At 44.5% G+C, this 21911-nt stretch carries 28 protein-coding genes and 1 pseudogene; 17 read left to right on the top strand and 12 right to left on the bottom strand.

Going from position 1 to position 21911, the window contains the following annotated elements; all coding sequences use genetic code 11:
* Positions 1 to 37 precede the first annotated feature (37 nt).
* The 3 genes from ACUVJL_RS08325 (at position 38) to ACUVJL_RS08315 (ending at position 1369) form a co-directional block, all read left to right on the top strand.
* The gene (locus tag ACUVJL_RS08325) at positions 38 to 175 is read left to right on the top strand and encodes a hypothetical protein (protein WP_293297880.1); all 138 of its coding nucleotides are present in this window, start codon (positions 38 to 40) and stop codon (positions 173 to 175) included.
* Between the two features lie 404 nt (positions 176 to 579).
* Positions 580 to 792 (top strand): chlorophyll a/b-binding protein, encoded by a 213-nt coding sequence (locus ACUVJL_RS08320; RefSeq protein WP_006634547.1) that lies wholly within the window; start codon positions 580 to 582, stop codon positions 790 to 792.
* Between the two features lie 298 nt (positions 793 to 1090).
* Positions 1091 to 1369 carry a photosystem I reaction center subunit PsaK gene (locus ACUVJL_RS08315; RefSeq protein ID WP_445174417.1) on the top strand — a complete coding sequence of 93 codons (279 nt, stop codon included), beginning with the start codon at positions 1091 to 1093 and terminating at the stop codon, positions 1367 to 1369.
* A 313-nt stretch (positions 1370 to 1682) separates the two neighbouring features.
* Here the strand turns inward: ACUVJL_RS08315 and ACUVJL_RS08310 are convergent, their stop codons facing one another.
* Together ACUVJL_RS08310 and ACUVJL_RS08305 are read right to left on the bottom strand one after the other, a co-directional pair.
* Entirely contained in the window at positions 1683 to 2438 is a 756-nt protein-coding gene (locus ACUVJL_RS08310) for a transaldolase family protein (protein ID WP_445245411.1), read from the bottom strand.
* A gap of 6 nt (positions 2439 to 2444) precedes the next feature.
* A complete protein-coding gene (locus tag ACUVJL_RS08305; RefSeq protein WP_445245410.1) occupies positions 2445 to 3125 on the bottom strand; it encodes an antibiotic biosynthesis monooxygenase in 681 nt (226 codons plus the stop codon).
* An 86-nt stretch (positions 3126 to 3211) separates the two neighbouring features.
* Between ACUVJL_RS08305 and ACUVJL_RS08300 the strand changes: the two genes are divergently transcribed.
* Both ACUVJL_RS08300 and ACUVJL_RS08295 read left to right on the top strand, forming a co-directional pair.
* Positions 3212 to 3475 carry a hypothetical protein gene (locus ACUVJL_RS08300; RefSeq protein WP_445245409.1) on the top strand — a complete coding sequence of 88 codons (264 nt, stop codon included), beginning with the start codon at positions 3212 to 3214 and terminating at the stop codon, positions 3473 to 3475.
* 237 nt (positions 3476 to 3712) lie between these two features.
* Positions 3713 to 4441, top strand: a complete 729-nt coding sequence (locus ACUVJL_RS08295; protein WP_445245408.1) for a hypothetical protein — start codon at positions 3713 to 3715, stop codon at positions 4439 to 4441.
* Between the two features lie 414 nt (positions 4442 to 4855).
* On the opposite strand, the gene ACUVJL_RS08290 is transcribed toward ACUVJL_RS08295, so the two are convergent.
* The 3 genes from ACUVJL_RS08290 to ACUVJL_RS08280 form a co-directional block, all read right to left on the bottom strand.
* Complete coding sequence (locus ACUVJL_RS08290) at positions 4856 to 4993, bottom strand: hypothetical protein (RefSeq protein ID WP_445245407.1); 138 nt, start codon at positions 4991 to 4993, stop codon at positions 4856 to 4858.
* Positions 4994 to 5014: 21 nt separating this feature from the next.
* The gene (locus ACUVJL_RS08285) at positions 5015 to 5614 is read right to left on the bottom strand and encodes a class I SAM-dependent methyltransferase (protein WP_445245406.1); all 600 of its coding nucleotides are present in this window, start codon (positions 5612 to 5614) and stop codon (positions 5015 to 5017) included.
* 113 nt (positions 5615 to 5727) lie between these two features.
* Positions 5728 to 6405, bottom strand: a complete 678-nt coding sequence (locus tag ACUVJL_RS08280; RefSeq protein WP_445245405.1) for a DUF2834 domain-containing protein — start codon at positions 6403 to 6405, stop codon at positions 5728 to 5730.
* Between the two features lie 255 nt (positions 6406 to 6660).
* Here ACUVJL_RS08280 and ACUVJL_RS08275 point away from each other — a divergent pair, with 255 nt between their 5' ends.
* The 3 genes from ACUVJL_RS08275 (at position 6661) to ACUVJL_RS08265 (ending at position 9052) form a co-directional block, all read left to right on the top strand.
* Positions 6661 to 7113 (top strand): hypothetical protein, encoded by a 453-nt coding sequence (locus tag ACUVJL_RS08275; protein ID WP_445245404.1) that lies wholly within the window; start codon positions 6661 to 6663, stop codon positions 7111 to 7113.
* A 489-nt stretch (positions 7114 to 7602) separates the two neighbouring features.
* Positions 7603 to 8280 carry an SRPBCC family protein gene (locus tag ACUVJL_RS08270; RefSeq protein ID WP_445245403.1) on the top strand — a complete coding sequence of 226 codons (678 nt, stop codon included), beginning with the start codon at positions 7603 to 7605 and terminating at the stop codon, positions 8278 to 8280.
* A 397-nt stretch (positions 8281 to 8677) separates the two neighbouring features.
* Positions 8678 to 9052: a signal peptidase I gene (locus tag ACUVJL_RS08265; protein WP_445245402.1), complete on the top strand. Its 375-nt coding sequence runs from the start codon at positions 8678 to 8680 to the stop codon at positions 9050 to 9052.
* On the opposite strand, the gene galK is transcribed toward ACUVJL_RS08265, so the two are convergent.
* Positions 9042 to 10121, bottom strand: a complete 1080-nt coding sequence (galK, locus tag ACUVJL_RS08260; protein WP_445245401.1) for a galactokinase — start codon at positions 10119 to 10121, stop codon at positions 9042 to 9044. The two genes, ACUVJL_RS08265 and galK, sit on opposite strands and share 11 nt — an antisense overlap.
* A gap of 271 nt (positions 10122 to 10392) precedes the next feature.
* On the opposite strand from galK, the gene rsmA reads away from it, so the two are divergent.
* On the top strand, positions 10393 to 11214 hold the full coding sequence (gene rsmA, locus ACUVJL_RS08255; RefSeq protein ID WP_333133208.1) for a 16S rRNA (adenine(1518)-N(6)/adenine(1519)-N(6))-dimethyltransferase RsmA: 822 nt from the start codon (positions 10393 to 10395) through the stop codon (positions 11212 to 11214).
* Positions 11215 to 11488: 274 nt separating this feature from the next.
* On the opposite strand, the gene ACUVJL_RS08250 is transcribed toward rsmA, so the two are convergent.
* Complete coding sequence (locus ACUVJL_RS08250; protein ID WP_445245400.1) at positions 11489 to 13015, bottom strand: sensor histidine kinase; 1527 nt, start codon at positions 13013 to 13015, stop codon at positions 11489 to 11491.
* A 90-nt stretch (positions 13016 to 13105) separates the two neighbouring features.
* Between ACUVJL_RS08250 and ispE the strand changes: the two genes are divergently transcribed.
* The 6 genes and pseudogenes from ispE (at position 13106) to ACUVJL_RS08220 (ending at position 17824) form a co-directional block, all read left to right on the top strand.
* On the top strand, positions 13106 to 14083 hold the full coding sequence (gene ispE, locus ACUVJL_RS08245; RefSeq protein ID WP_445245399.1) for a 4-(cytidine 5'-diphospho)-2-C-methyl-D-erythritol kinase: 978 nt from the start codon (positions 13106 to 13108) through the stop codon (positions 14081 to 14083).
* A gap of 183 nt (positions 14084 to 14266) precedes the next feature.
* Positions 14267 to 14620, top strand: a complete 354-nt coding sequence (locus ACUVJL_RS08240; RefSeq protein ID WP_445245398.1) for a DUF3082 domain-containing protein — start codon at positions 14267 to 14269, stop codon at positions 14618 to 14620.
* A 75-nt stretch (positions 14621 to 14695) separates the two neighbouring features.
* Positions 14696 to 15322: a DUF488 domain-containing protein gene (locus tag ACUVJL_RS08235; RefSeq protein WP_445245397.1), complete on the top strand. Its 627-nt coding sequence runs from the start codon at positions 14696 to 14698 to the stop codon at positions 15320 to 15322.
* Positions 15323 to 15607: 285 nt separating this feature from the next.
* Positions 15608 to 16342 carry a hypothetical protein gene (locus ACUVJL_RS08230; RefSeq protein WP_445245396.1) on the top strand — a complete coding sequence of 245 codons (735 nt, stop codon included), beginning with the start codon at positions 15608 to 15610 and terminating at the stop codon, positions 16340 to 16342.
* A 258-nt stretch (positions 16343 to 16600) separates the two neighbouring features.
* Positions 16601 to 16816, top strand: a pseudogene (locus ACUVJL_RS08225) (IS1 family transposase); the annotation flags it as partial.
* Positions 16817 to 17059: 243 nt separating this feature from the next.
* Positions 17060 to 17824, top strand: a complete 765-nt coding sequence (locus tag ACUVJL_RS08220) for a hypothetical protein (RefSeq protein WP_445245395.1) — start codon at positions 17060 to 17062, stop codon at positions 17822 to 17824.
* Positions 17825 to 17944: 120 nt separating this feature from the next.
* Here the strand turns inward: ACUVJL_RS08220 and ACUVJL_RS08215 are convergent, their stop codons facing one another.
* Complete coding sequence (locus tag ACUVJL_RS08215) at positions 17945 to 18109, bottom strand: hypothetical protein (RefSeq protein WP_445245394.1); 165 nt, start codon at positions 18107 to 18109, stop codon at positions 17945 to 17947.
* A gap of 106 nt (positions 18110 to 18215) precedes the next feature.
* On the bottom strand, positions 18216 to 18590 hold the full coding sequence (locus tag ACUVJL_RS08210) for a hypothetical protein (RefSeq protein ID WP_445245393.1): 375 nt from the start codon (positions 18588 to 18590) through the stop codon (positions 18216 to 18218).
* A gap of 252 nt (positions 18591 to 18842) precedes the next feature.
* Between ACUVJL_RS08210 and ACUVJL_RS08205 the strand changes: the two genes are divergently transcribed.
* On the top strand, positions 18843 to 19181 hold the full coding sequence (locus tag ACUVJL_RS08205; RefSeq protein ID WP_445245392.1) for a hypothetical protein: 339 nt from the start codon (positions 18843 to 18845) through the stop codon (positions 19179 to 19181).
* Positions 19182 to 19320: 139 nt separating this feature from the next.
* Here the strand turns inward: ACUVJL_RS08205 and ACUVJL_RS08200 are convergent, their stop codons facing one another.
* The 3 genes from ACUVJL_RS08200 to ACUVJL_RS08190 all read right to left on the bottom strand — a co-directional run bounded on the left by ACUVJL_RS08200 (position 19321) and on the right by ACUVJL_RS08190 (position 20522).
* Complete coding sequence (locus ACUVJL_RS08200) at positions 19321 to 19653, bottom strand: XisI protein (protein WP_445245391.1); 333 nt, start codon at positions 19651 to 19653, stop codon at positions 19321 to 19323.
* The gene (locus ACUVJL_RS08195) at positions 19641 to 20060 is read right to left on the bottom strand and encodes a XisH family protein (protein ID WP_445245390.1); all 420 of its coding nucleotides are present in this window, start codon (positions 20058 to 20060) and stop codon (positions 19641 to 19643) included. The genes ACUVJL_RS08200 and ACUVJL_RS08195 overlap by 13 nt, the downstream gene beginning before the upstream one ends.
* Before the next feature lie 186 nt (positions 20061 to 20246).
* Positions 20247 to 20522 carry a hypothetical protein gene (locus tag ACUVJL_RS08190; protein ID WP_445245389.1) on the bottom strand — a complete coding sequence of 92 codons (276 nt, stop codon included), beginning with the start codon at positions 20520 to 20522 and terminating at the stop codon, positions 20247 to 20249.
* 390 nt (positions 20523 to 20912) lie between these two features.
* On the opposite strand from ACUVJL_RS08190, the gene ACUVJL_RS08185 reads away from it, so the two are divergent.
* Positions 20913 to 21671 carry a hypothetical protein gene (locus ACUVJL_RS08185; protein ID WP_445245388.1) on the top strand — a complete coding sequence of 253 codons (759 nt, stop codon included), beginning with the start codon at positions 20913 to 20915 and terminating at the stop codon, positions 21669 to 21671.
* The last annotated feature ends 240 nt before the right edge of the window (positions 21672 to 21911 follow it).

The following is a 21911-nucleotide window of genomic DNA, read 5'->3' as shown; positions in this document are numbered from 1 at the left end:
GCCGACGCGAATTACTTGTCCGCGGCGGTTGATGTAGGTGCAGATTGGTTTGTCTATTTCCGTGCTGATGGCGGCGACGCGCTGGGCGAATTCTGCAGTGGTGATGCGATCGCCCGGTAGTCGCTGGTGGTACAGCTTTTCGAGTTGCTTGAGCTGGCTGGACTTTAAACCCTGAAGATTGCCGTAGATGGTTTCGATAACTGTTTCTCCCGATCGATCTATTTATCTCCTATTTTAGTTAACTCACGGGCGATCGTGTTCGGGTTTTAAGTTGAAATTTACTAAATTTTCTTGCCTCTAGCAGAGCGCGGATTCAGTCTTGTCGAGTCACCAACGCCGTTGTTTGTCGCTCTGCTGCGATCGAGCCTTTCACAGCGGCCACCTCAACTTGCAGTTGTATTTAGTATTTACAGATACAGGCGATCGCTGAAAAAATCTCGCTCAACAATACTTAACACTTTATTTTTTGTTTCAAAATCCTCCTTTAGACTTGTGTGTATCTTGAGCCTAGAGACAGATAGCAAAGCAGAAATTAGGTCGCTACTATGAGAAGCGAAACATTGTTAAGGAATGTAAAACATGGAAACTCGTCCTACTAATCTGCCTCCTACGGCTAATGCTTACAACGGCAAAGATCGGAATGCCTTTCTGTTTGGCTTCAACCCGCAAGCAGAACTTTGGAACGGTCGCTTAGCGATGATCGGTTTCTTAGCTTATTTGCTCTGGGATGCTGCTGGATATAGCGTTCTGCGCGACATTCTCCACTTTCTGCCTACCTACATTGCTCACTAATGACGAGCAGTCTTTCCTGTCTGGCGGCGTGAGAAAATGCCGCCACTGCCAGACAGGCTAAAAGTTACAAATGGCAGCAAGTATGGTTGTGTCCCTTTGTATCTTTCGTTACTTTTAAATGGCATTAAAAGAATTCTTGCTGTGATTCGATGATTATGGGTGGGGGCGCTGTCGCTGGCGCGGTGAATATTGACAGCAACAGATATTTATTGCGTAAAGGCGATCGCCCCTGCTGTATTTTTGGCAAGAAATCTCATCGAGCATTTCTGATACTTTATTAAAAATAGGAGCATCCACGATGATTAACTCAAATTTACTGGCAGTAGTAGAATCGACTCTGACTGACACAGCATCAGGAAATTGGCAAAAGCCTCTGGTGATGTTTGTTTGCAATATCTTAGCGTTGCTAGTTATCAGTCGCAGAATTTGGTATCCCCACGTCGGGCCGAAAATGCCTTTGCCCTTCCCCTCTCTGTTCAACAATGTTAGCGTACCGGCATTTCTGGCTTGCATGAGCGCTGGTCATTTGCTGGGAGTATTCGCGATTTTGACCCTCCACATCGACAAGTATTTTTAGGAGCAGTTGCGTCGCTTCTGTGGCGACTTATTGCTATAATCGGTAGGTTAAAACTTAGATCTTGCACCATTCTCAATTAGGCTTTGATGAACAGGCAAGATGCCTGTTCCACAAGAAAATTTATCTTTTGTGGAACGGGCATCTTGCCTGTTCTTGAGAATGGTGCAAAAGGTAGGTTAAAAGACCGACAAAAAATGGCAGGGGTAAGTGAAAAGCACTCACCCCTAATTTTAATTTTATCTATAAGTGGATGAATAACTGCATCTAAACGAGCAATCGAGAAGCTGGTAAAACAAGCAATCTCACTCACAGATTATCCTTGCTGAATGAGGCTTTCTAGTCCTCGGAGATAAGGATCCCCTACTTGCTCATAGGTTGTCTGAGAAAACACGAACGCTGCATTGACGTTAATACGAGCGCAAATTAGTTGTGCAATCACCGGCAGCATGATTTGAGTGTCTGGGATTCTGAGCATTAAATTACGCCAGCCGACTGAATCCCAAAGGATTTGAGCTTCAGCGATCGCACTTTGGGCCTGCAATAGCGAGTGAGGAGGGAGATCGACTTGAACATAACCATCTCGACCGCGAGTGTGAGAATGGGTTTGTTTCAGCAAGTCGGCTGCTAATTGTAGGTCTCCTCTGATTAAATAATCGTATTTATGCCCAGGAGACCACCTGATATTTTGGTGGGCTAGTGTACTGAAGTCGATCGCGTATTTCTTCTCTTCAATTGTAGCTTGCAAGCTTTGAAAGTTTGACAGCACCCCTCGTAGTCCATCGTCAATGTAGTGCTGCAACTTACTGTTGGTAATCTGAGATATTGCACCATTGTCAATAATCCTTTTTTGAACAGGCAAGATGCCTGTTCCACAAAGAGTAGATTTTCTTGTGGAACAGGCATCTTGCCTGTTCAGCGCAAGATGCCTGTTCCACAAAGAGTAGATTTTCTTGTGGAACAGGCATCTTGCCTGTTCAGCGAGAATAGTGCAAGATGTGAGTAATCCAACTTCGCTCAAAATTATCCAGCCAAACTGATTGTCCCCGTCGCCGCAGCGCCACAAGTTCATATCATTTTAGGGAATGGGATATAGCCATTTGCGAAATAATTGTGTTAAGCGCGGCATGACCAAATAGGTGAGCAGGATAACAGTGAGACCTGTGATCATCAGAGATGTGAGCAAGGCAGGAAGCCGTGATAGTAGCGGTACCAGCAAACGATTGAGAATAGAAATGGTAACAAACACTCCCAACCATGTAACTAACGCCATTTTGTAGCGAGGGGGTGGAGCCTTCATCGATTTATTGGGCAGCGTAAACCAGGTTTCCAATCCGGTGAGGGTTTGAATATCTTCTGGCTTTTCAATCAATGGCTGCAATCGCTCAATCCACTCTCGCCGAACATCAGATTCTAGCCATGTCTTGAGATTGTCGTAGCAATCGAACTTGAGAATGACCACGTACTCAGGATGAGCGTGATGCTGGGGTCGAATAGTGCTGACACCCAGATGTCCCTTGAATTTTCGTGCATCTGCGGCGATGCCATGAAACCATGCTTCGTAACCTTGCTCGCGCCCCGGTTTCACTACATGAGAGATCACAGCGGTGACTAGATAGTTTTCTTCACTGGTATTGCTGGCCAACGGTTCTTCCAACATAGAATTTAGAGAATTAACTGAGAGAAAAGTTTTATTGAGAACAACCACCCTAGAGATACCAAATTGCTGGGCAATTTTCGGCAGCACGTCTTGAAACATTCGGGAGATTAACTAATGCGATCGCGAAGGTTGGGCCTGAAATGAAATGACTAGCGAGATCCAGCAGCTTGTAAGGCAGCTTGGCCATGGGCGAGATCCTGCGATCGAGTCTCTTCTCCACCCATGAGATTATCGGCTTGGATGACGTCAATATGGCACAAGATGAAGGGTGGTTGGTGATATTCGATCGCCGCGAGAATGCACCGGAGTTGGAAGAACGGTTGAATACTGAAATTTATACAACGAATATGGGGCAAATAATTACAGTAATTCAATCCGGAGTAAGTTCTGATGAATGTCTCATTTTTTTTTATCTACCCAGTGTTATATCGACTCTCTTTCACCCATAAATTTGACTTTTACCAAATATAATAAAGATAGCTTTTTTCAGTGTGACGGCTTAAGTGATTGAGTCTAATCGTGCGACGAAATCGATCTAGGAAAGGAGATTCTGATGGGGATTAAGAAGGGGGTTGACATACATCATCGATAGGCGGTATCTTTAGACTATATGCAGTATTGTACCGCAACGGCGACCTAATTATAAGTTAGACCGACATAAGAGATATATATGTAATTGAATTACTATGATAATTCCACACAGAGATACTCTTTTAAATGCACGTAAAGTCTATTCACAGTGTGCGAACAAAGTAGAACAAAGTATTGCAGCCCAAGGGCTTACTGCATTGCTCTCAAACCAAGTTATTGGAATAGGTGTTGCGACTGAATGGGTAAGACGTGCGGTAGAGATGGATAACATTCATTACATGGGCAAGAGGTTCAATAAATCGAAAAAGAACGATTTGTTTATTGAACTTTTACGATTTAACTTCTCGTGGTTTGCTCTTAATGCAATCTTTACTCGAAATGATTTGCTGTCTTTGTTCGGAACTCCTTCTGATCGCAGTGAATACTCAGCATTTTCTCTTCTGTACAATAGTGCTGTACCCCCAAATGCAACAGTACGCTTGGAGAAACTTCATCTGCTACTGAACACACAAATTACAACACGGTTGCCCAGCACCAGTAACCATTCCGTCTCAACACTGGAAGCTATCTACCTGAAATACTTGCCAAACAACATTCGTGGGCGTACTGCAAGAGCTATCCAGCAAGCAGTACAGGCAGGAAATGCTAACTCTCTTGATATGCCTACCCTTTTATACCAATTCCGAAACTGGTCTGTGCATGGCAATACACTACACGGTTGTTTTGGAAGTCATTCCCGATTCCTCGAATATGCGTCTCTCCTTCAAGAGACTTTAGCTGACGTACATTACGAGACAGCTAGAAAACTCAGGAGCTTACTATAACCCTTTAAAACCCCAAAACCTGATAACCCTTTCGAGCTATCAGGTCGTCATCTGGACCTGCCCATGAAGTAACTTGTATCGTGTGGTAGACAGTCAGGGAGTTGCGCTGTGTCCTGCTAAGTAAAGCAGGCTAAACTTTAAATATGATTATTGAAACGCAAGTGGAATAACATCTTCAGACTATATTATAGTCTAAGACAGCAGAATTTAGGACACTGTAGAATGAGTCCTGTTACTCGTTATTCCCCCTGTTAAATGAGTGTAGAGCCAAGCTTGGCGTGTCTAACACGTCATGGCAGCGGAGGGTCAAAAACTTTTGGTGCTGAGTTTAAGCTTACTTGCCACCGCTGCATTTTGCCGTTATCTCGTAAACGCTGCCTGACCTTGGAGATGAGTCGGAATCTCGATCGAGTGTCAAATCAAAGCCCCTAACGCTTTCAATGTCGATTTGTGAGCGATCGTCAATCCCGTTGCGCCTAGAATATTCATGCCTTCATACAAGCGATCGCCCATCAACGTCCTAATACAGCCACCAGTTGCGACATCCCACACTTTAATGGTGCGAATGATAAATTAGGTCTTTTGGGCAATTATATAAACATGATTTTCAGGATACTGGTCATATTCGAGATGGCGGCAGGTGCAATGATGCTGAACCAGAATTTGCAGGAAAGTATCTACACCCAAAGTGCTGTAATCAAAGTCTTGACCTTGAAATGCTCCCGAAACCTCGCTGCTTGTATGTCCGCCGCCACAAGTGAACAGGATCACTCCATTAGGTTCAAGCGCATCGCATAGCTTTTGTATCACAGGCGCTTGCTTGTTGATTGGCAGATGAAACGTGCTATCCCACGCTGCAATCAGGCTGTAAAGTTTCGGCGGCAGCCAATCACAAATGTCTTCGCGGTAAAACGTGATTTCTGGATGTAGCTGCTGGGCTAAATCGATCATTTCGCTAGAAATATCAAGTCCTTCAGGCTGAAATCCATGCTTGGATAAACTGTTAATAAAACGTCCGCTACTTCCACACCCGACATCAAGTGCTGCGTGCTGCTTAGAAGTAAATTTTATCGCCCGTTCTAATTGGGCAATCCCGTAGGTTGAATCTTGATGCTCAGTTTGCCACCATTGGGCAATTCGGTCGTAGCGGGCCGATGTATCATTTGGCTCCATAGAGTGACCTTATAAAACCTTGGAAAATCGAGATTATGATGCAGGCGGCCGCACCCTACAGCTACAACGAGTGACAGTTAGCCTTAACCCAGGGAATAAAATTTTTCAATGTTTCAATTTCGGGCTGTTAGTGGGAAAGTAGGGATTTCGGTTGCAGATTCTGGCAGAGGGGGGCGCAGACAAAGATAAACTAGCGGCCCTAACAGCGGAAGTAGAGAGACTGCCCAAAAAATGCGATCGTCCGAGAGTCCGCGGCGTGCCATGTCGTCTCCCAAAAGTGAGGGAAATATTACAGCCATCAAGCAACAATCCCAAGTTATTAAATGCACAAAAGGAATTGATTGCCACTGCCTGACATAATCTCCCCAATCTCCATTTAACCAAGCCCAAGCTAACAGCCAGATAGTAGTTAGTAAAAGTACAATGCCTGTCCAGCGGGAGTCTGATATTTTGAGCAACATATCTTTGCGGCCGGAAAATTGTGGCTGGGGCTGGCGGAGGAGTAAGTAGGGAATTAAGCCGATGATACCCGCGCCGTTGGAAGCGATGAAAGCAGGCCCAGCGGATATATTTTGGGTTCTCTCATCAATGAATAGGAGGCAAGCGTAGACCATCGGCCACACTCCCATGAGAGCGAATATAGTGACAAGGTAGGGGTTGATTCCTTCTAGCTGCAATTTGAGCATTTTTGCAATAAGTGGTAGCGTTTCGGGCCGATCGAGAGGAGCTAGCAGCAAGGTGTAGGCAATAAATATTGCCCACAGCAACCCCAGAAACATTTTTGTTTTCATCAGATATAACGAGTAGTGGAAGCCGACTAAAGTAAATTATGGTAAAGTAGCGGCCGAGTTAGCGCCGTCTATCTTAGGTCATAAGCAGTTCGATTGGAACAGCGGCTGGAAACCCCGTTTTAGTCCGGGGAGGAAAGGCTCTACAGCAGCCGATCATTACTTTAGGCAGACGCAGGAGTCGCGTCAGGAGAGATACATTTTAAAGAATCGGTTGTTTTCATTACACAACCCCTTATTAGAAAAAGAGTTTCAGCGGTGAACTTAATATCGGCAGAGGAACTCAAAGCACTGGTACAACAATCTCCGGGATTGTGCGTATCAATTTATATGCCAGTCGCTCAAGGAACAGAAATTCAACAAAATCCGATTCGGTTCAAAAATTTAATCAGAGAGGCTGAAGACAAAATAGTAGAGTACGGATTTGACAAAAAAGAAGCTGCCCAATTGCTAGAGCCAGTCCGAGCAGAAGTTGACCAGGAAAACTTTTGGGAAAATCAAAGCAACCTGCTGGCGATTTTTGTCGGTTCGGGATTTTTCCGCTACTATACCTGTCCGGTGAATTTTGATGAATTAGTGGTTGTGAGCGACAATTTTCACGTCAAACCGCTGATGCCTATGCTGACAGGAAATAATTTATTTTATGTTTTAGCTCTCAGTAAAAAGGAAGTGAGGCTGATTGAGTGTACGGCTTACAGTCCCGCGCTGTAATTGTACTCAATTGGGCGTCGGGATATAAGCCAAGCAATGTCTATGAAAAAGAGCGACAATTTACTGTTTCTCTAGCAAAAAAACCTGTAAGATATAAATGGTTGCGACCCACCCACTCGACTGCAAACAACAGGCTACAGTAGCAGTTATATGCTTGGCCTCGGACAACTGCGAGAGAAAGGGGGAAAGAACAGACCGCTGGTTATTGGGATACGTCAAACATGTGAAATACAATCCAAGTTTGTTGTACGAACATAGTTTTTGGTCTTAGGAAATAGGACTTCTGCGTGGGTTCCCTATGAAGGGATAAAGGGTGTAAAAACCCAGAGATGCTGTGTCAGACTCGGATCGTCTTGGGTGACGAATATTCAGCAATGGATATCCCCAACAGAGCAACGGCAGACGAGACACGAAGCCCAAATTATAACGGTATTCCGTTTAGTTTGGGTATTTCACTTTACCAGGTTTAAACCAATGGAATCTACATCAATGACAAATTCTGACAAACAAAACCAAACTAGCAGCGGCGATACCGAACGCTGGGCATCTTTAATTGGCGGCGGGGCGCTGGTGCTTTTTGGTTTGTCGCAGCGTTCTTTGCGAGGTGCTTTGCTGGCGGTTGCGGGCGGCGGTTTAGCGGCGCGCGGGCTGGGGGTTGTGGAGGGTTTGCAGTCGGCGGCAGATCCGAATCAAAGCATTAAAGTTGAAAAGACGGTGACGATCGACAAACCGGCTGATGAATTGTACCGTTTATGGCGCAATTTTGAAAATTTGCCTCGGTTTATGAAGCATCTCAAACACGTCACGGTAATAGATGAAAAACGTTCTCACTGGATTGCCAGCGCGCCGATGGGCAATAGTGTGGAATGGGATGCAGAGATTGTCCGCGAAGAAGAAAATCGCTTAATTGCTTGGGCGTCTGTGGAAGGGGCTGATGTTGACAATTCGGGTTTTGTGCGCTTTCAACCGGCGCCTGCAGGACGCGGTACAGAGGTAAAAGTTGTCATCGAATACAACCCTCCCGGCGGTGCAATTGCTGCTGGTGCTGCTAAACTATTTGGCGAAGCTCCCGAACAGCAAATTGCAGATGATTTGCGCCGCTTTAAGCAGTTTATGGAAGCTGGGGAAATAGCGACTACGGAAGGTCAACCTTCGGGCCGCAAGTAAGTATAGCACTTTTGGTGGTAAGCCCTTGTAGGGACCCGGCGAGTGTAGGGACTTAGGCCAAGCCCATAGGTTTTCAACTTAAGCTTTTTGTCCACCAGTCCTCCCGCCCACCCGTTAGTCCGCCAGGGAATGAATTCCCTGTCTAATAGCTAAAGTCCTCTCAAAGAGGACTGAAAAACTCATTAGTCGTCTGAAGACGACTTTAGCTTTGAGGCAGGGGTTTCAACCCCTGTCGGACTATCGGTTGTACGTTCGGTTGTACGTTCGGTTGTACGTTAAGTTGACACCTATTGACTCTGGGAGTGTCCCTACGGCATGAGCGATCGAGCGGGATGTCCTTGAGTAAAAAACGTAGAGTTTGTGATCTCAAGCTATTTGTTGTTTACCTGATTAACTGATGTCCTCAGAAGTGGTTTTTGGAAATGCGGGCGCTGAAGGTGCAAGTCGCGGCGGGTGGTTTGCGGGTCACTTTATTACGCCGGGCGACGACGCGCGATCGACTTCTGTTTTAGAGGTAAAATGGGGCACTCACCCCGCCGGAGATTGTAGGACTCAGTGGGCGGTAAATGCGCAGGCTACCACGCTTTCTATCTTGGTAAAAGGGCGGTTTCGCCTGCAATTTCCCGAGCAAGAAATCTTGCTGTCTCGCGAAGGAGATTATGCTCTCTGGCTGCCGGGAGTGCCTCATTATTGGTCCGCCGAGGAGGATTCGGTTATTGTCACTGTGCGCTGGCCTTCCCTGTCGGGAGATAGTTCTGGCGTTAAGAATTAACTTTAACTTCGGGAACCAAAACGCGACCGCTATAACCCGCGCGCTGGTAGCGCTCGATCGCCTCTGATGCGATCGCATCGGCTTTCCCACTCTCCACCAGCGCTACGCAAGCACCGCCAAAACCTCCGCCCGTCAGCCTGGCGCCAAAGACTCCGGGGATTGACTGCAAGATGGCCGCGAGCGCGTCTACTGCCGGCACCGAAACTTCGTAGTCGTCGCGCTGACTGGCGTGGGAAGCATTCATTAACTCGCCAAAACGCTCTGCTGGCAAAGATTTTACCGCTTCGAGCACGCGGTTGTTTTCGGTAACGACATGGCGCGCTCGCCTCCGGAGGGGTTCGGGCAATACTTCCACTGCTTGCGGATCGGCGATATCCCTGAGAGCCTTAACTCCCAATATCCGGGCGGATTCCTCGCACTCGGCGCGCCGCTGGTTGTAGCCGCTTCCTGCTGCTAGTTTGTGGCTTTCGCCACTGTCAATTATTAAAATTTCTGTGCTTGGGGGAAAAGGTATCGCGCGGCATTCCAGGCTGCGGGTGTCGATAAATAGCATGGTGTTGGTATCTGCTAAACTCGACGCCATTTGATCCATGATGCCACAGTTCAAGCCGGCATACTGGATTTCGGCTTGCTGTCCGATTTGAGCTAGCCGCACGTCTTCTAGGGGGAGATCCAGCAGCGCGCGCAGTCCTCTGAGGGTTGCTATTTCTAAAGCGGCGCTGCTGGACAAACCGGCTCCGATCGGCACAGTCGAGCTAATGTAGAGATTTATTGGCGGTACTTTGTATCCTTCTTTTTCTAAAAGTCTCAGGCAGCCACAGATATAACTGACGAATTGTTGCGGTATGGTATCCTCGTCTGAATAATTTATGAGTTCGTCATATTCTTCTGAATAAAAATGGTGTAGAGGGTCGCTGCTGAAGCCGATTTCTACTGTTGTGCACTGGGGAATCGCAGTTGGAAGTACAAATCCATCGTTGTAGTCTGTGTGTTCGCCCAGCAGGTTTACTCTTCCGGGTGCGCTGGCTGTGGTTTGGGGTAATGTACCAAATACTCGTTGGAATTGCATTTTTTGGGAATTGGTAATTGGGAAGAAATTAATTTATTTTTTATCGTTTATCCTTTTATAGTGCCCAAGTTTTTTGGTTAATTCAACCCCTGTTAACAAAAATAAACATGACCGAATGCATCCAGGATACAAGCCCCCGGATTCACCCGTGGGGTCAATGCTTCAATCTCAAATCTAAAATCTCAAATCTCAAATCGATTGACCGTAGGTTAGGAAAAGATATTGAGCTGTGATAGAATGACAGGCTAAGATTTCTCCAATAATTCAAAAAATGCGATCGACCAGACCCCGGAAACAGTTTGCTCAACATTGGCTCAAAAGTGAGAAAGCCTTAGATAAGATTGTGAAAGCGGCTTCTTTGGATGGCGATCGCGTCCTGGAAATTGGGCCGGGTACGGGGATTTTGACTCGGCGTTTGCTGCCTGCGGCTGAGTCTGTTGTTGCTGTGGAGATCGATCGAGATTTGTGTCTCAAGCTAGCCAAACAACTCGGCAAAACCGACAATTTTTTACTGCTGCAAGGCGACTTCCTGGAAATGGACTTAGAGGCTGAACTAACAGCCTTTCCCAAATTCCAAAATCCCAATAAAGTTGTTGCCAATATTCCTTATAATATTACCGGACCTATCCTGCAAAAACTGCTGGGAACGATATCTGTTCCTGCTGCTAAACCCTTCGATTCGATCGTGCTCTTAGTGCAGAAAGAAGTGGCCCAAAGGCTTTACGCTAAACCGGGTTCGACAGCTTTTGGCGCTTTGTCGGTGCGGGTGCAGTATTTAGCAGAATGCGAGTTAATTTGCGATGTGCCCTCTAAAGACTTTTTTCCGCCGCCAAAAGTCGATTCCGCCGTGGTGCGGCTGCTTCCCAGACAGATAGAAACTGCGGCGGTTAATCCGCGCTATTTGGAGAATTTAGTTAAGTTGGGATTTGGTAGCAAGCGCAAGATGCTGCGAAATAATTTGAAAGGGGCTGTGGATTTAGATAAACTCGTTCAATTGCTAGAAGAGTTACAAATAAATCCTCAATCTCGCGCTGAAGATTTAAGCGTGGAGCAATGGGTAAATTTGAGTAATAATATTATGTGCGAGGTTTGAAGTTAACGATTCTGTTATAGTTTTTCTCAGTAACATAAAGCATCGGGCATCGGGCATCGGGGATTGGGCATCGGGCATCGGGGATTGGGCATCGGGCATCGGCCAAATAGGGCATCGGCCAAATAGGGCATACCTCACCACGCTTGAGAACCGCTATAGATACTCGAATTGTTAAATAAGTCTGGGATCTGGATCTGCTGTTTTTTTATAAATAAGGACTCTTCGGCATGACTACAAATTGTTGCATTTAGGTTTGTTGTGGATTTTTAAAAGTTTATTGCAGCCTAATCGGAATTTTAATAATAAATTCCGCACCTTTCCCCGGTGCAGAAATACACTGCAATTCGCCTTGATGTCTTACTGTGATAATTTGATAGCCGATCGATAAACCCAATCCCATGCCTTTACCTACTGGTTTAGTGGTAAAAAATGGATTAAATAACTGCTTCATCGCCGCTTCTTTTATTTCTGGCCCGTTGTTGCTAATTCGGATTTCTACCACTTCACTGTCTAAAAGTTTAGTAGCAATTTTGATGATGCTGGGATTAGCTTCATTGGCTGCAATCGATTCGCTGTGGCTGTCGTCTTCTAAAGCATCTATAGCATTAGCGATGATATTCATAAATACTTGATTTAGCTGTCCGGGATAGCACTCTATTTTCGGTAAATTGCCATATTCTTTGATAACTTGAATGCTCGACAAACCGGGCTTAGCATTCAATCGACTTTGCGAAATCATCAGTGTGCTGTCAATTCCTTCATGAATGTCGGCTACTTTCATTTCTGCTTCGTCATGGCGAGAAAAAATTCGCAGCGACTTCACAATACCAAAAATTCGCTCGGCGCCGTTTTTCATAGAAGTTAATATTTTTGGCAGGTCAGAACTGATAAAATATAGATCTACAGAATTGATTTTTTCTTGAACTATGGGTAGGGGATTCGGATACTGCTCTTGATAGAGATTCACCAGTTCTAGCAGACTATTTGCATACTGGCGGGTGTGAGTAATATTGCCGTAAATAAAGTTAATCGGATTGTTGATTTCATGAGCAATCCCAGCGACCAATTGCCCTAAAGAGGACATTTTTTCGCTGTGAATTAGGTTGGATTGAGCCTGCTTCAATTCAGACAATGCTTGTTCTAGCTGTTGAGTTTGAAACTGTAACTCTGCCGTGCGTTCCTCTACTCGCATTTCTAATTCTTCTTTAGCTTTTTGTAGTGCAGCTTCTGCTAATTGGCGCTCGACAATTTCCGCTGCTAGGAGTCGGTTGGCAAATGCTAAATGTTGAGTTTGAGACTGTAACTCTGCGGTGCGTTCCTCAACTCGAATTTCTAATTCTTCTTTAGCTTTTTGTAGGGCAGCTTCTGCTAATTGGCGCTCAACAATTTCAGCTTCTAGGAGTCGGTTGGCGGATTCTAACTGTGCGGGACTGGGAAGTGCTAAGGCTTGAGGCATTAAGTCTACCAAAAGTATGGCAGTAGCAAATGAAATAAGGGCAGTAATTGCTTTCATTGTTCCTGAAAGCCAATAGGTAGGATGCCAAAGTGTCCAGAGTTCAAAGAGGTGAGTGATGCCACAGGCGACGATAAAGGCCCCAAACAGGGCAAAGATCCAATCAAAGGGCAAATCTTCACGTTTGGAAATAAAATAAACCAATGTAATCGGGATGGAAAAATACGCCAGTGCAATTATAGAATCTGAGGCAACGTGAAGCCAGACTAACGGGGTATGCCAGAGATAGCAGTGACCGTGAGGAATAAATGACCCTGAACTAAAAAAAGTTTTCCACATTTCCTGCATAATATTTCCTTTGAGTTGTGAGAAAATGGACTCGGACTGGTGTCAATTAATTTCAACCAGGGGTTTCTTTCACCCGCGGCTTAATCACCTATGCGTTCATATTCTCTACTAGCTTCAGCAAAAATCAATCTGTATCTGGAAATCATAGGCGATCGCCCCGACGGATATCACGAACTGGCGATGGTACTTCAAAGCATAGATTTAGCCGATCGAATTGACTTGCGCGCGATCGGTACGGACACGATCCGCGTGCGCTGCGATCACCCCCAAGTCCCTCCTGATAAGAATAACCTGGCTTACCGGGCGGCGGATTTGTTGGCGAAGCAATTCCCCGATGCTTTGGCGAAATACGGCGGAGTCGAGATTGCCATTCACAAGCAGATTCCGGTGGCGGCGGGGCTCGCCGGCGGTTCTGCAAATGCGGCTGCGGTTTTAGTCGGGATGGATTTGCTGTGGCAATTGGGACTTACTCAGTCGGAGTTGCAAGAGTTGGGAGGAACTTTGGGTTCGGATGTGCCTTTTTGCATTACTGGAGGTACGGCTTTGGCAACCGGCCGCGGGGATAAACTGTCGCCACTGCCGGATTTGGGCGGTTTATCTGTGGTGCTGGCAAAGTACCGCAATCTCAGTATTTCTACGGCGTGGGCGTATCAAACTTATCGCCAGCAGTTCAGTAGTTCCTATTGTGCAGCCCAGGATTTGGATTGCCGCCGGGAACGGCTACATTCGGGGCCGATGGTGGGGGCGATCGCCCAAAAAGATCGATCAAAAATTGGTGAATTGCTGCACAACGATTTAGAAAAAGTTGCTTTACCTGTGTACCCGCAGGTGTTGCAGTTGCAGCAGGCTTTTGAGTCGGCGGGGGTTTTGGGAACGATGATGTCGGGTTCCGGGCCGACTGTGTTTGCGCTGGCGGAGTCTCCAGAGCAGGCTCAGCAGATTTTGGAACGGGTTAAAAGTGCGATCGCTTCTCCCGATTTAGATTTTTGGGTAGCAAAGTTTAGCAATACTGGAATTCGGATTTTTTCGGAGGGAAATGATACGAAACCGCCGATTTCGAGGGTGTAACTTGCGGATGGTGCGATCGCGATCGCCCCTTAAACGCGTCTCACAGGCGATGGTCAAGATTAATCTAACTTTCCGCAGAGTCTATTGAGATCAAAGAACTGATAAAATGGCATGAAACACTGATTTTAGTTTTGGTAAATTAACCAGAAACCTAAAATCTAAAATCTAAAATCTAAAATCGCAATGGCTGATTTAACTAATCCAAATTCTACTTCTAAACCTCTGAGTTCGGCTGGAGATGCAACCTCTGCATCTTCTGAACCGCCGACCATTTTGCGGTGCGTGATGGGTTCGCTGATCGCGGGCGGGTTTGCGGCGGCGTTGTACGCGCTAACTTTGTCGATCGTCCAAACTTTTGCTAATAAGCCCATTCATTCTGACAATGTGACTGCGATTAATATTGCGGGGGCTGTGCGAACTTTAGTAATGGGGATTGTCGCTTTGGGTGCGGGTGTTTTTGCTTTTGCGTCTTTGGGTTTGATGCTGCTGGCTTTGCAACTTGTGATTCAAAAGTTCCTGAAAAAACCCACAGGTTGAAGTCTAGAGGTTGAAACCATCGGACTGCACAAACTCTCCTTCGCAAGGCAAAGACTGAATAGTAAGATCGAAGCAATGGAATTATTTACGATCGGGCACTCCAATCTGAGTATTGAAGCGTTTGTTTTGCTGCTGCAACAACACGGAATTACGGCGGTTGCGGACGTGCGATCGCATCCTTTCAGCCGCTATTTACCTCATTTTAATAAATCGGAAATTACAGTTTCTCTGTCAAGGGCCAGTATTCAATATATTTTTTTAGGCAAAGAGTTGGGCGCCAGACCCGAAGATTTAAGCTGTTACGATACTAGCGGTAAAGCTTTATACGATCGCATAGCAGCCACTCCTCTATTTTCCCAAGGAATTCAGCGCTTGCTCAAAAACGCAGCCAATTATAAAATCAGTTTAATGTGTGCGGAAAAAGACCCGATTACTTGTCATCGGACTATTTTAGTCTGCCACAAAGTCAGAGAATTTAATTTACAAATTAATCACATTCTGTCAGATGGCAATTTAGAATCGCACCAGCATTTAGAAGAAAGACTTTTGAGCAAGTTTAACAAAGAAAAAAAAAATAATGAGCCAATTCAGCTAAGCTTGTTTGAATTAGAGCCTCAAGTTAAACAGGAAATAGTTGATTTAGAAACAGCTTATTATCGTCACGGATTGGAAATCGCTTATATCAGCAAAAAAAGCAATTAATTAATTTATAAAATTTGTTGTTAGTAGCGGATTTTGCTTAGTTAAAATATTTACTTTCCGGCACGCAAAACCTAACTTTGTAGGGTGCGCAAGGGGCCTATTACTGCTAGAAGTAGCGCGTCAAACGATTTTTCGCATACGTTCTTAGCAACTCTTGACATCGCATACATTTATAAATTACGGTACAGCCCTCCGCGCCCACCCTATTTTTATAAATTTTGTTCGAGTTTTAACGTTGTTCGTGCTATAATTCTGCGGGACTGTAGCAGAAAGGGGCGCTTTTTGATGAAAGCAGAATTTTATTTTGACTGTCACAAATATATTTGCAGTTTAGTTCAAGTTGATTTTGTCAAAGAATTAAAAATTAAAAATCATCAAGGTTTTGTCTTGGCAGTTAAGCAAGGAGAAAAGATTGGACTTTTGGGTAAAAGCCGCCATAATGCTAAACAAGTTGATGTATCTAAGTCGCATTTTTATAATGTGATTAAAGCGGCAATGAGCGCTTTGGAATTAGAAACTAGAAATGAGTTGATATTAGATAGAGATCGAACTATTGCTGATGCCGAAGAACTCATTCAGCAGCAAAACCGAGAAATTCGCATTCTCAACGAACAGATTAGAATCCTTGCGGCTCGGGTTGAGCAATTGTCAATGGAAAAGCAGCAGTTATCCATGCAGCTAGTAGAGAAGGAAATCAGAGAAACTGAAATTAGTCAAGAAATTGATGATGTTCCCGCTTCGGAGGAAGATTTAGTGGCGGCGGAAATTGAGAATGGAATTGGAGAATCTGAAATTAGTCAAGAAATCGCACAATTGCCGATTCAAAATCCTGGGTTGGACGTGCAGTTAATAGAAAATCTACGGGATTCTCAGGGAAGTGAGAAAGAGGAAGAAATGACCGGAAGCGATGTTAAAAGTGTCGATTTAGAAATTAGAGAAGAAGTAGAATTTCAAGAAGGCGAAACTGAAATTAAGCGACTGCTTAAAAGAGGATCGCAGAGAAGGATGAGAAAGAAATAAGGAGATGTTTTCTATAGTTTGACGCGGTACTTATAGCGGCAAGGTGCGCGCTGTTCACCTTACATATAAAAGTAAAAATATTCATTTTTTCCGTACTTAGTGTGCTAAAATATTAGCATAATGCCAAAAAAGCAAAGCACGTATTTGACAATTATTAAAGTTTGTAAATCCAATTTATATGAGAGAGGGAGGCGGACTTCCCTGCACTTTTAATCTAGTTATAGAGCCCGGTTCATAAGGTCTTTAAAGATAAGGGAAGCGATTGTGCGACAACAAACAGGGCGATGGCATCGGCGACAGAATAAATTTGCCAAAATTTGGGAACAGACAAAGGTGATCAACAGGCTGGTGGTCAGCTATGTCAACTGGATTTGGGTTCATCATCGTTTAGGAACAACGGCGGCGCAGAGAGCGGGATTAACAGAGCGCAGATGGACTTGGAACGACTTGGCTCTCTACCCCACAGTTCTTTGATGCACGACCCACGATCGCCCTTAGCAAGAATTTCAACAAACAGAAACATTTGCGATCGCCAGCCTACTGAATGAGATTATCCTGAGTTAGAATAGCTAAGAGCGCTCATTCCTTTCTTTTGCCAACATACCTGGTAAGCGCTCGCTCTCTCGCCAACCCTCTATTTCTACGCTTGTGCGATCGCCTTAACAAAACTTAGAGATTAGAGGAATAATCGTTCAAAACTTATCTGAAGGAATTTATATGTCTCTTCTCAAAAAAACCAAAATTATGTTGATGGCGGCTTTCATCTTGGGTATGGCCCCTAAACCCAGTTTCTCTGCCATTTTCAACGCCGCATCTGACTTTTCCCCAACCAATAACCCCAATGGCGCTTGGCGCTACGGCTGGTCATCAAGCCTTGGGTCTAACTTCAACCTGTATAGCAACGTAGGAAAGGCGACTCCTACCATCGACGCGTGGTACGATTCTGCAAATACTGGGTCGCCTGCTGTCAGCCACAACTCAACTGCAACTGTAGACAATTCTCATCCGACAATAACGTACCAACCCAATGAATTAAACTTTCACCCCGGTTATTACGGAGAATATAGCATTGTCCGCTGGATTGCGCCTGAAGCGGCAACCTACTCACTTGCTACAATGTTTACCGGCCTCGATCATGTTGGGCCGACTACAACAGATGTTCACGTTCTTCATAACAATATTGTACTTTTCAGTAACTTGATTAACGGCTTTGGTGCTTCTAGTACCAAGTCATTTGCGACGGCTGGGACGGTTCAAGCTGGTGACACGATTGATTTTGCTGTTGGTTATGGCAGCAACCAGACTTACTGGACCGACTCGACGGGTTTGGATGCCACTATTTCAACGACACCCGCAGCCGTTTCCGAATCCGTACCCGAACCTTCTACTGTATTAGGTGGATTGGCGTTTAGTGCTTTTATTGCCAAAATGCGGACGAAACGCAAACCGCAACAAAAAACCCTGGCTTCCACTGGCAGTTGATAAAAAATCGCGCGAACACTCCTCACAAACCCATCTCTTTCTCCAACCTACCCAAAGAGCGATCGCACTTCCCCAACCTGCCTCAAATCTCATCAAAAACTCAGAGGTAATTATGTCTTCTCAAAACATCCTGTAACAAATCAAAAACTCCCACTCCCTTTTACCAGCAAGTCGCGATCGCCCCCAGCACCCTACACGATCGCCCTTGGCAAGAAATTCAACAAACAGAAGCATTTGCGATCGCCAAGCAACTATCTCAACAGATAAAGATGATTTATTTGCCAATTACCCAATCCCCGCTCGAAGTGCGATCGCCCCCCATTTTTAGGTGCAATTATTCGTCATTTTTCCCGCCAATTGTCTCTCAGTTGACACGAGCGATCGCACTGACTTATACTGTCTGATGTGACTCTTCCAGAATTTCATCGACAGCAGTTCCGCGCCGCAATTCCTCCCATCGGGCATCAATTGGCTGATACTGGCAGTAACAAACCACAATCCGCTCCTCAGTATCAAAGCTAGCGAATTGGCAAACCCGTGCCACCAACCAATCGCCATCTCGTCCGTGAGTCACCCCATTACCTGGATCTTTAATATTGGCATATTCCCTAACGCGATCGCCTACTTTGGGAATTTCAGGAGTGGTAGAATAATGCCATTCCTCAGAAAGGATACTTGTTAAACTTTCCGATGGTAAAAGCTGGCGCTCTTCCCATCCAAAATCATCGGGATCGTTACTCTTGTAAATAATCCAAGTCTGTCTCATATCGTTCGTCCTCAAAACTGGTTTGCTTCCCGTAAAAAACGCAATCTACTTTTAGAATACTGTCTTTAGTTTTACGGATATCCTTTAGTTTCCATCCATACCTTTGTTCCATCTCAAAACATTTTTTGGGGCTGGTCGCAGAATGAATGTTTTCTTGGGTATTGTCCCGATCAGAGTTGTTGCTCATTTACCAATGTTGGTTCATTTTTGGATGTACTGGTCATTTATGTTTTTTTCAACTCAATAATTCTATTGTACTATCTTGCCAGAGCGATCGCGTGGATGATATGGCGATCGCCTTTCCCAAAACTTAGGCGATTGCCCCCCTCTCTTTCTCCAACCTACCCGCAGAGCGCACTTCCCCAACCCCGAAAATCTCATCAAAAACTCAGAGGTAATTATGTCTTCTCAAAACATCCTGCAACAAATCAAAAACTCTTACTCCCTTTTACCAGCGAGTCGCGATCGCCCCCAGCACCCTACACGATCGCCCTTGGCAAGAAATTCAACAAACAGAAGCATTTGCGATCGCACACCTCTGGCAGAAACCGGGTTTCTGCAATAACTTTTGCATTTCACCGCAATATTTAGGCAGAAACCCGGTTTCTTAATCTATGCGATCGCACCTCTGGCAGAAACCGGGTTTCTGCGATAACTTTTGCATCCCACCGAAATATTTAGGCAGAAACCCGGTTTCTTAATTTACGCGATCGCCCTTCAAAATCAAAACTCAAGCCACTGCAAATCCTGTAAACTGCCGAACATAAGGCGCTCGAAATCCTAAAACAATATCCGTTTTCGGTACACCTAGTTCCACCAACTGATTAGCTAATCCTTCTTCAGTAAAATCTTGCTGTATCCAAATTTTTCCATCTTGGATATCGATATGAATCGGACATCCATGAATTCGTTCTTCATCGTGCCATCCCACATACAACAACAAATAGCGATCGCGCTCTGCATCAAAAACTACTTCAACTTTCTCCAAATCTTTTTCAGATTGCTCCCTAGCGTGTTGCTGAATTATTTTTTCAATTACTTCGCGGTAATCTAGTCTGTCCATAACGATATCTCCTGCTTTTCAACAACAAAAACTAACAACTTAATTTGCAACCGTTCAATTACCTCTTGAATAAACGAATCTGTAAAAAAGTTGCGATAAACATCCGCAGGTACAGCCAAATACAAGACTCGTTCTGGTTCCAGTTTTTCCAACGCTATCCGATAGTTCAAGAACTGACCGACAGCCGTATGGAATTCTGAAATTGTCGATAAACCGACAAAACTTTTGACTTCCACAGCTATCCGGCGATTGCCCTTAAGAGCCGAAAGTAACTTTTCTGCTCCTAAGTCTATCTTCATTTTAGCTCGCTGACTTGGTTGTAAAAACAGAGGGTCGTGGGTAATTGTCCATCCATCTTTCTCCAAAGCCGAACGCACCGTGTTGTGAAATATATCTTTGGCTGACATGATTAAAATTTAATTTTTATTAGATACAAAAAGTATCTATTCCATAATTATAAATTAGATTGATATCCCCGTCAACGATCGCGCCAATATTTCTCAATGCCATTATTGGAGCGATCGCCCTCAACACAAGTTATAATTAAAGGACGTAATCAGTCCCACTATCCAGTATGAGACAGCTATGCAAACTCAAACCAACAAAGCAATGGGAAAAGTTTTCGCCACTCTGACAATCACCAATCGAGCCGACCAAATTCGGGCAGAAGATGGGACAATTTCACTAGAGCAAATTGGATAGCGCCGATCGAAATCTAATTGTCGGAAGCGAATAGGATAAATGTGAACCCACTTAAGTGGTTTTTCTTCCTCATCGAATATAACTCCCGCTGTGCATACGGTTTCTCGGTATTTTGTACTAATTGATGGATATGTCTTAGTGGCAATTAATATTTTTTTCGTTTCCATAATATCTAGTCTTGATAATTGTTTTTTTTAAGGCAATAGCGAGTAATATGTTTATACATACCATATATAATTTATGGCAATAGCCAAGACATTCTCCAGAATGAGTAGTAGTATGTCCCAAATGGTTAGAGTTGGGCTATCGACCGCAAAAACCTTGTTTGGTAACAGTGAGTTTGAGTATGCCTTGGCGGCCGAATGATTGGGAGGGAGATGACCCTTGTTGGAAGTTGATTGCGGGTGTGATAGAGTTGCCGGAAGGTCTGGTTCATGATGAAGTTTTGTTTTGACCAAAATGGGCTATCAATTATTTATTTATTTATTTTTATTTCCCGCAAAAACTCTGTTCGTGCTATAATTCTGCGGGACTGTAGCAGAAAGGGGTGCTTTTTGATGAAAGCAGAATTTTATTTTGACTGTCACAAATATATTTGCAGTTTAGTTCAAGTTGATTTTGTCAAAGAATTAAAAATTAAAAATCATCAAGGTTTTGTTTTGGCTGTTAAGCAAGGAGAAAAGATTGGACTTTTGGGGAAAAGCCGCCATAATGCTAAACAAGTTGATGTATCTAAGCCGCATTTTTATAATGTAATTAAAGCTGCTATGAGCGCTTTGGAATTAGAAACTAAAAATGAGGTGATATTAGAGAGAAATCGAACTCTTGCTGATGCCGAAGAAATGATTCAACAGCAAAACCGAGAAATTCGCATTCTCAACGAACAGATTAGAATGCTTGTGACTAAGGTTGATGAATTGTCAAGGGAAAAGCAGCAGTTATCAATGCAGCTAGTAGACAAGGAAATCACAGAAACTGAAATTAGTCAAGAACTTGATGATTTTCCGGCTTCGGAGGAAGATTTAGCGGCGGCGGAAATTGAGCATCGGATTGGAGAAGTTGAAATTAATGAAAAAATCGAAGAATTGTCGGTTCAAGCTTCTGGGTTAGCGGTGCAGTTAATCGCAAATCAACAGAATTCGGAGGAGATTGAGGAAGAGGAAGAAATTAGCGATAGCGATGTTGAAATGGTTGATTTTGAAATTAGAGAAGAAGTAGAAGAAAATATCAAAAAAGTAGAAGTTCAAGGAGGAGAAAGTGAAATTAAGCGACTGCCTAAAAGAGCGTCCCACAAAAGGATGAGAAAGAAATCTTAATGCTTCAGTTATATAGCAATCCTCGCATCATTTGTGAATTTCTTACGGACTCCCAGCGGGTTCGGGGAGGGTTGGGGTGGGGTAAAAATTTACGACTCCTGCAAGGATTGCTATATAACTCGTTTAATTGTGGCGATCGCATTTTGGCAAAACTCCTCAACAGTTAACCGGAAAAACCCCTCGCAGCCGTGAAGCGCAGCTATCCCGCAGGGAATCGCCCGTTTTCCCCCCGCAGCCTCG

The organism is Microcoleus sp. OTE_8_concoct_300 (assembly GCF_031383065.1).
Lineage (GTDB): Bacteria > Cyanobacteriota > Cyanobacteriia > Cyanobacteriales > Microcoleaceae > Microcoleus.
The sequence above is the reverse complement of the archived record's forward strand: the minus strand, read 5'-3'. Positions and strand labels throughout refer to the sequence as shown.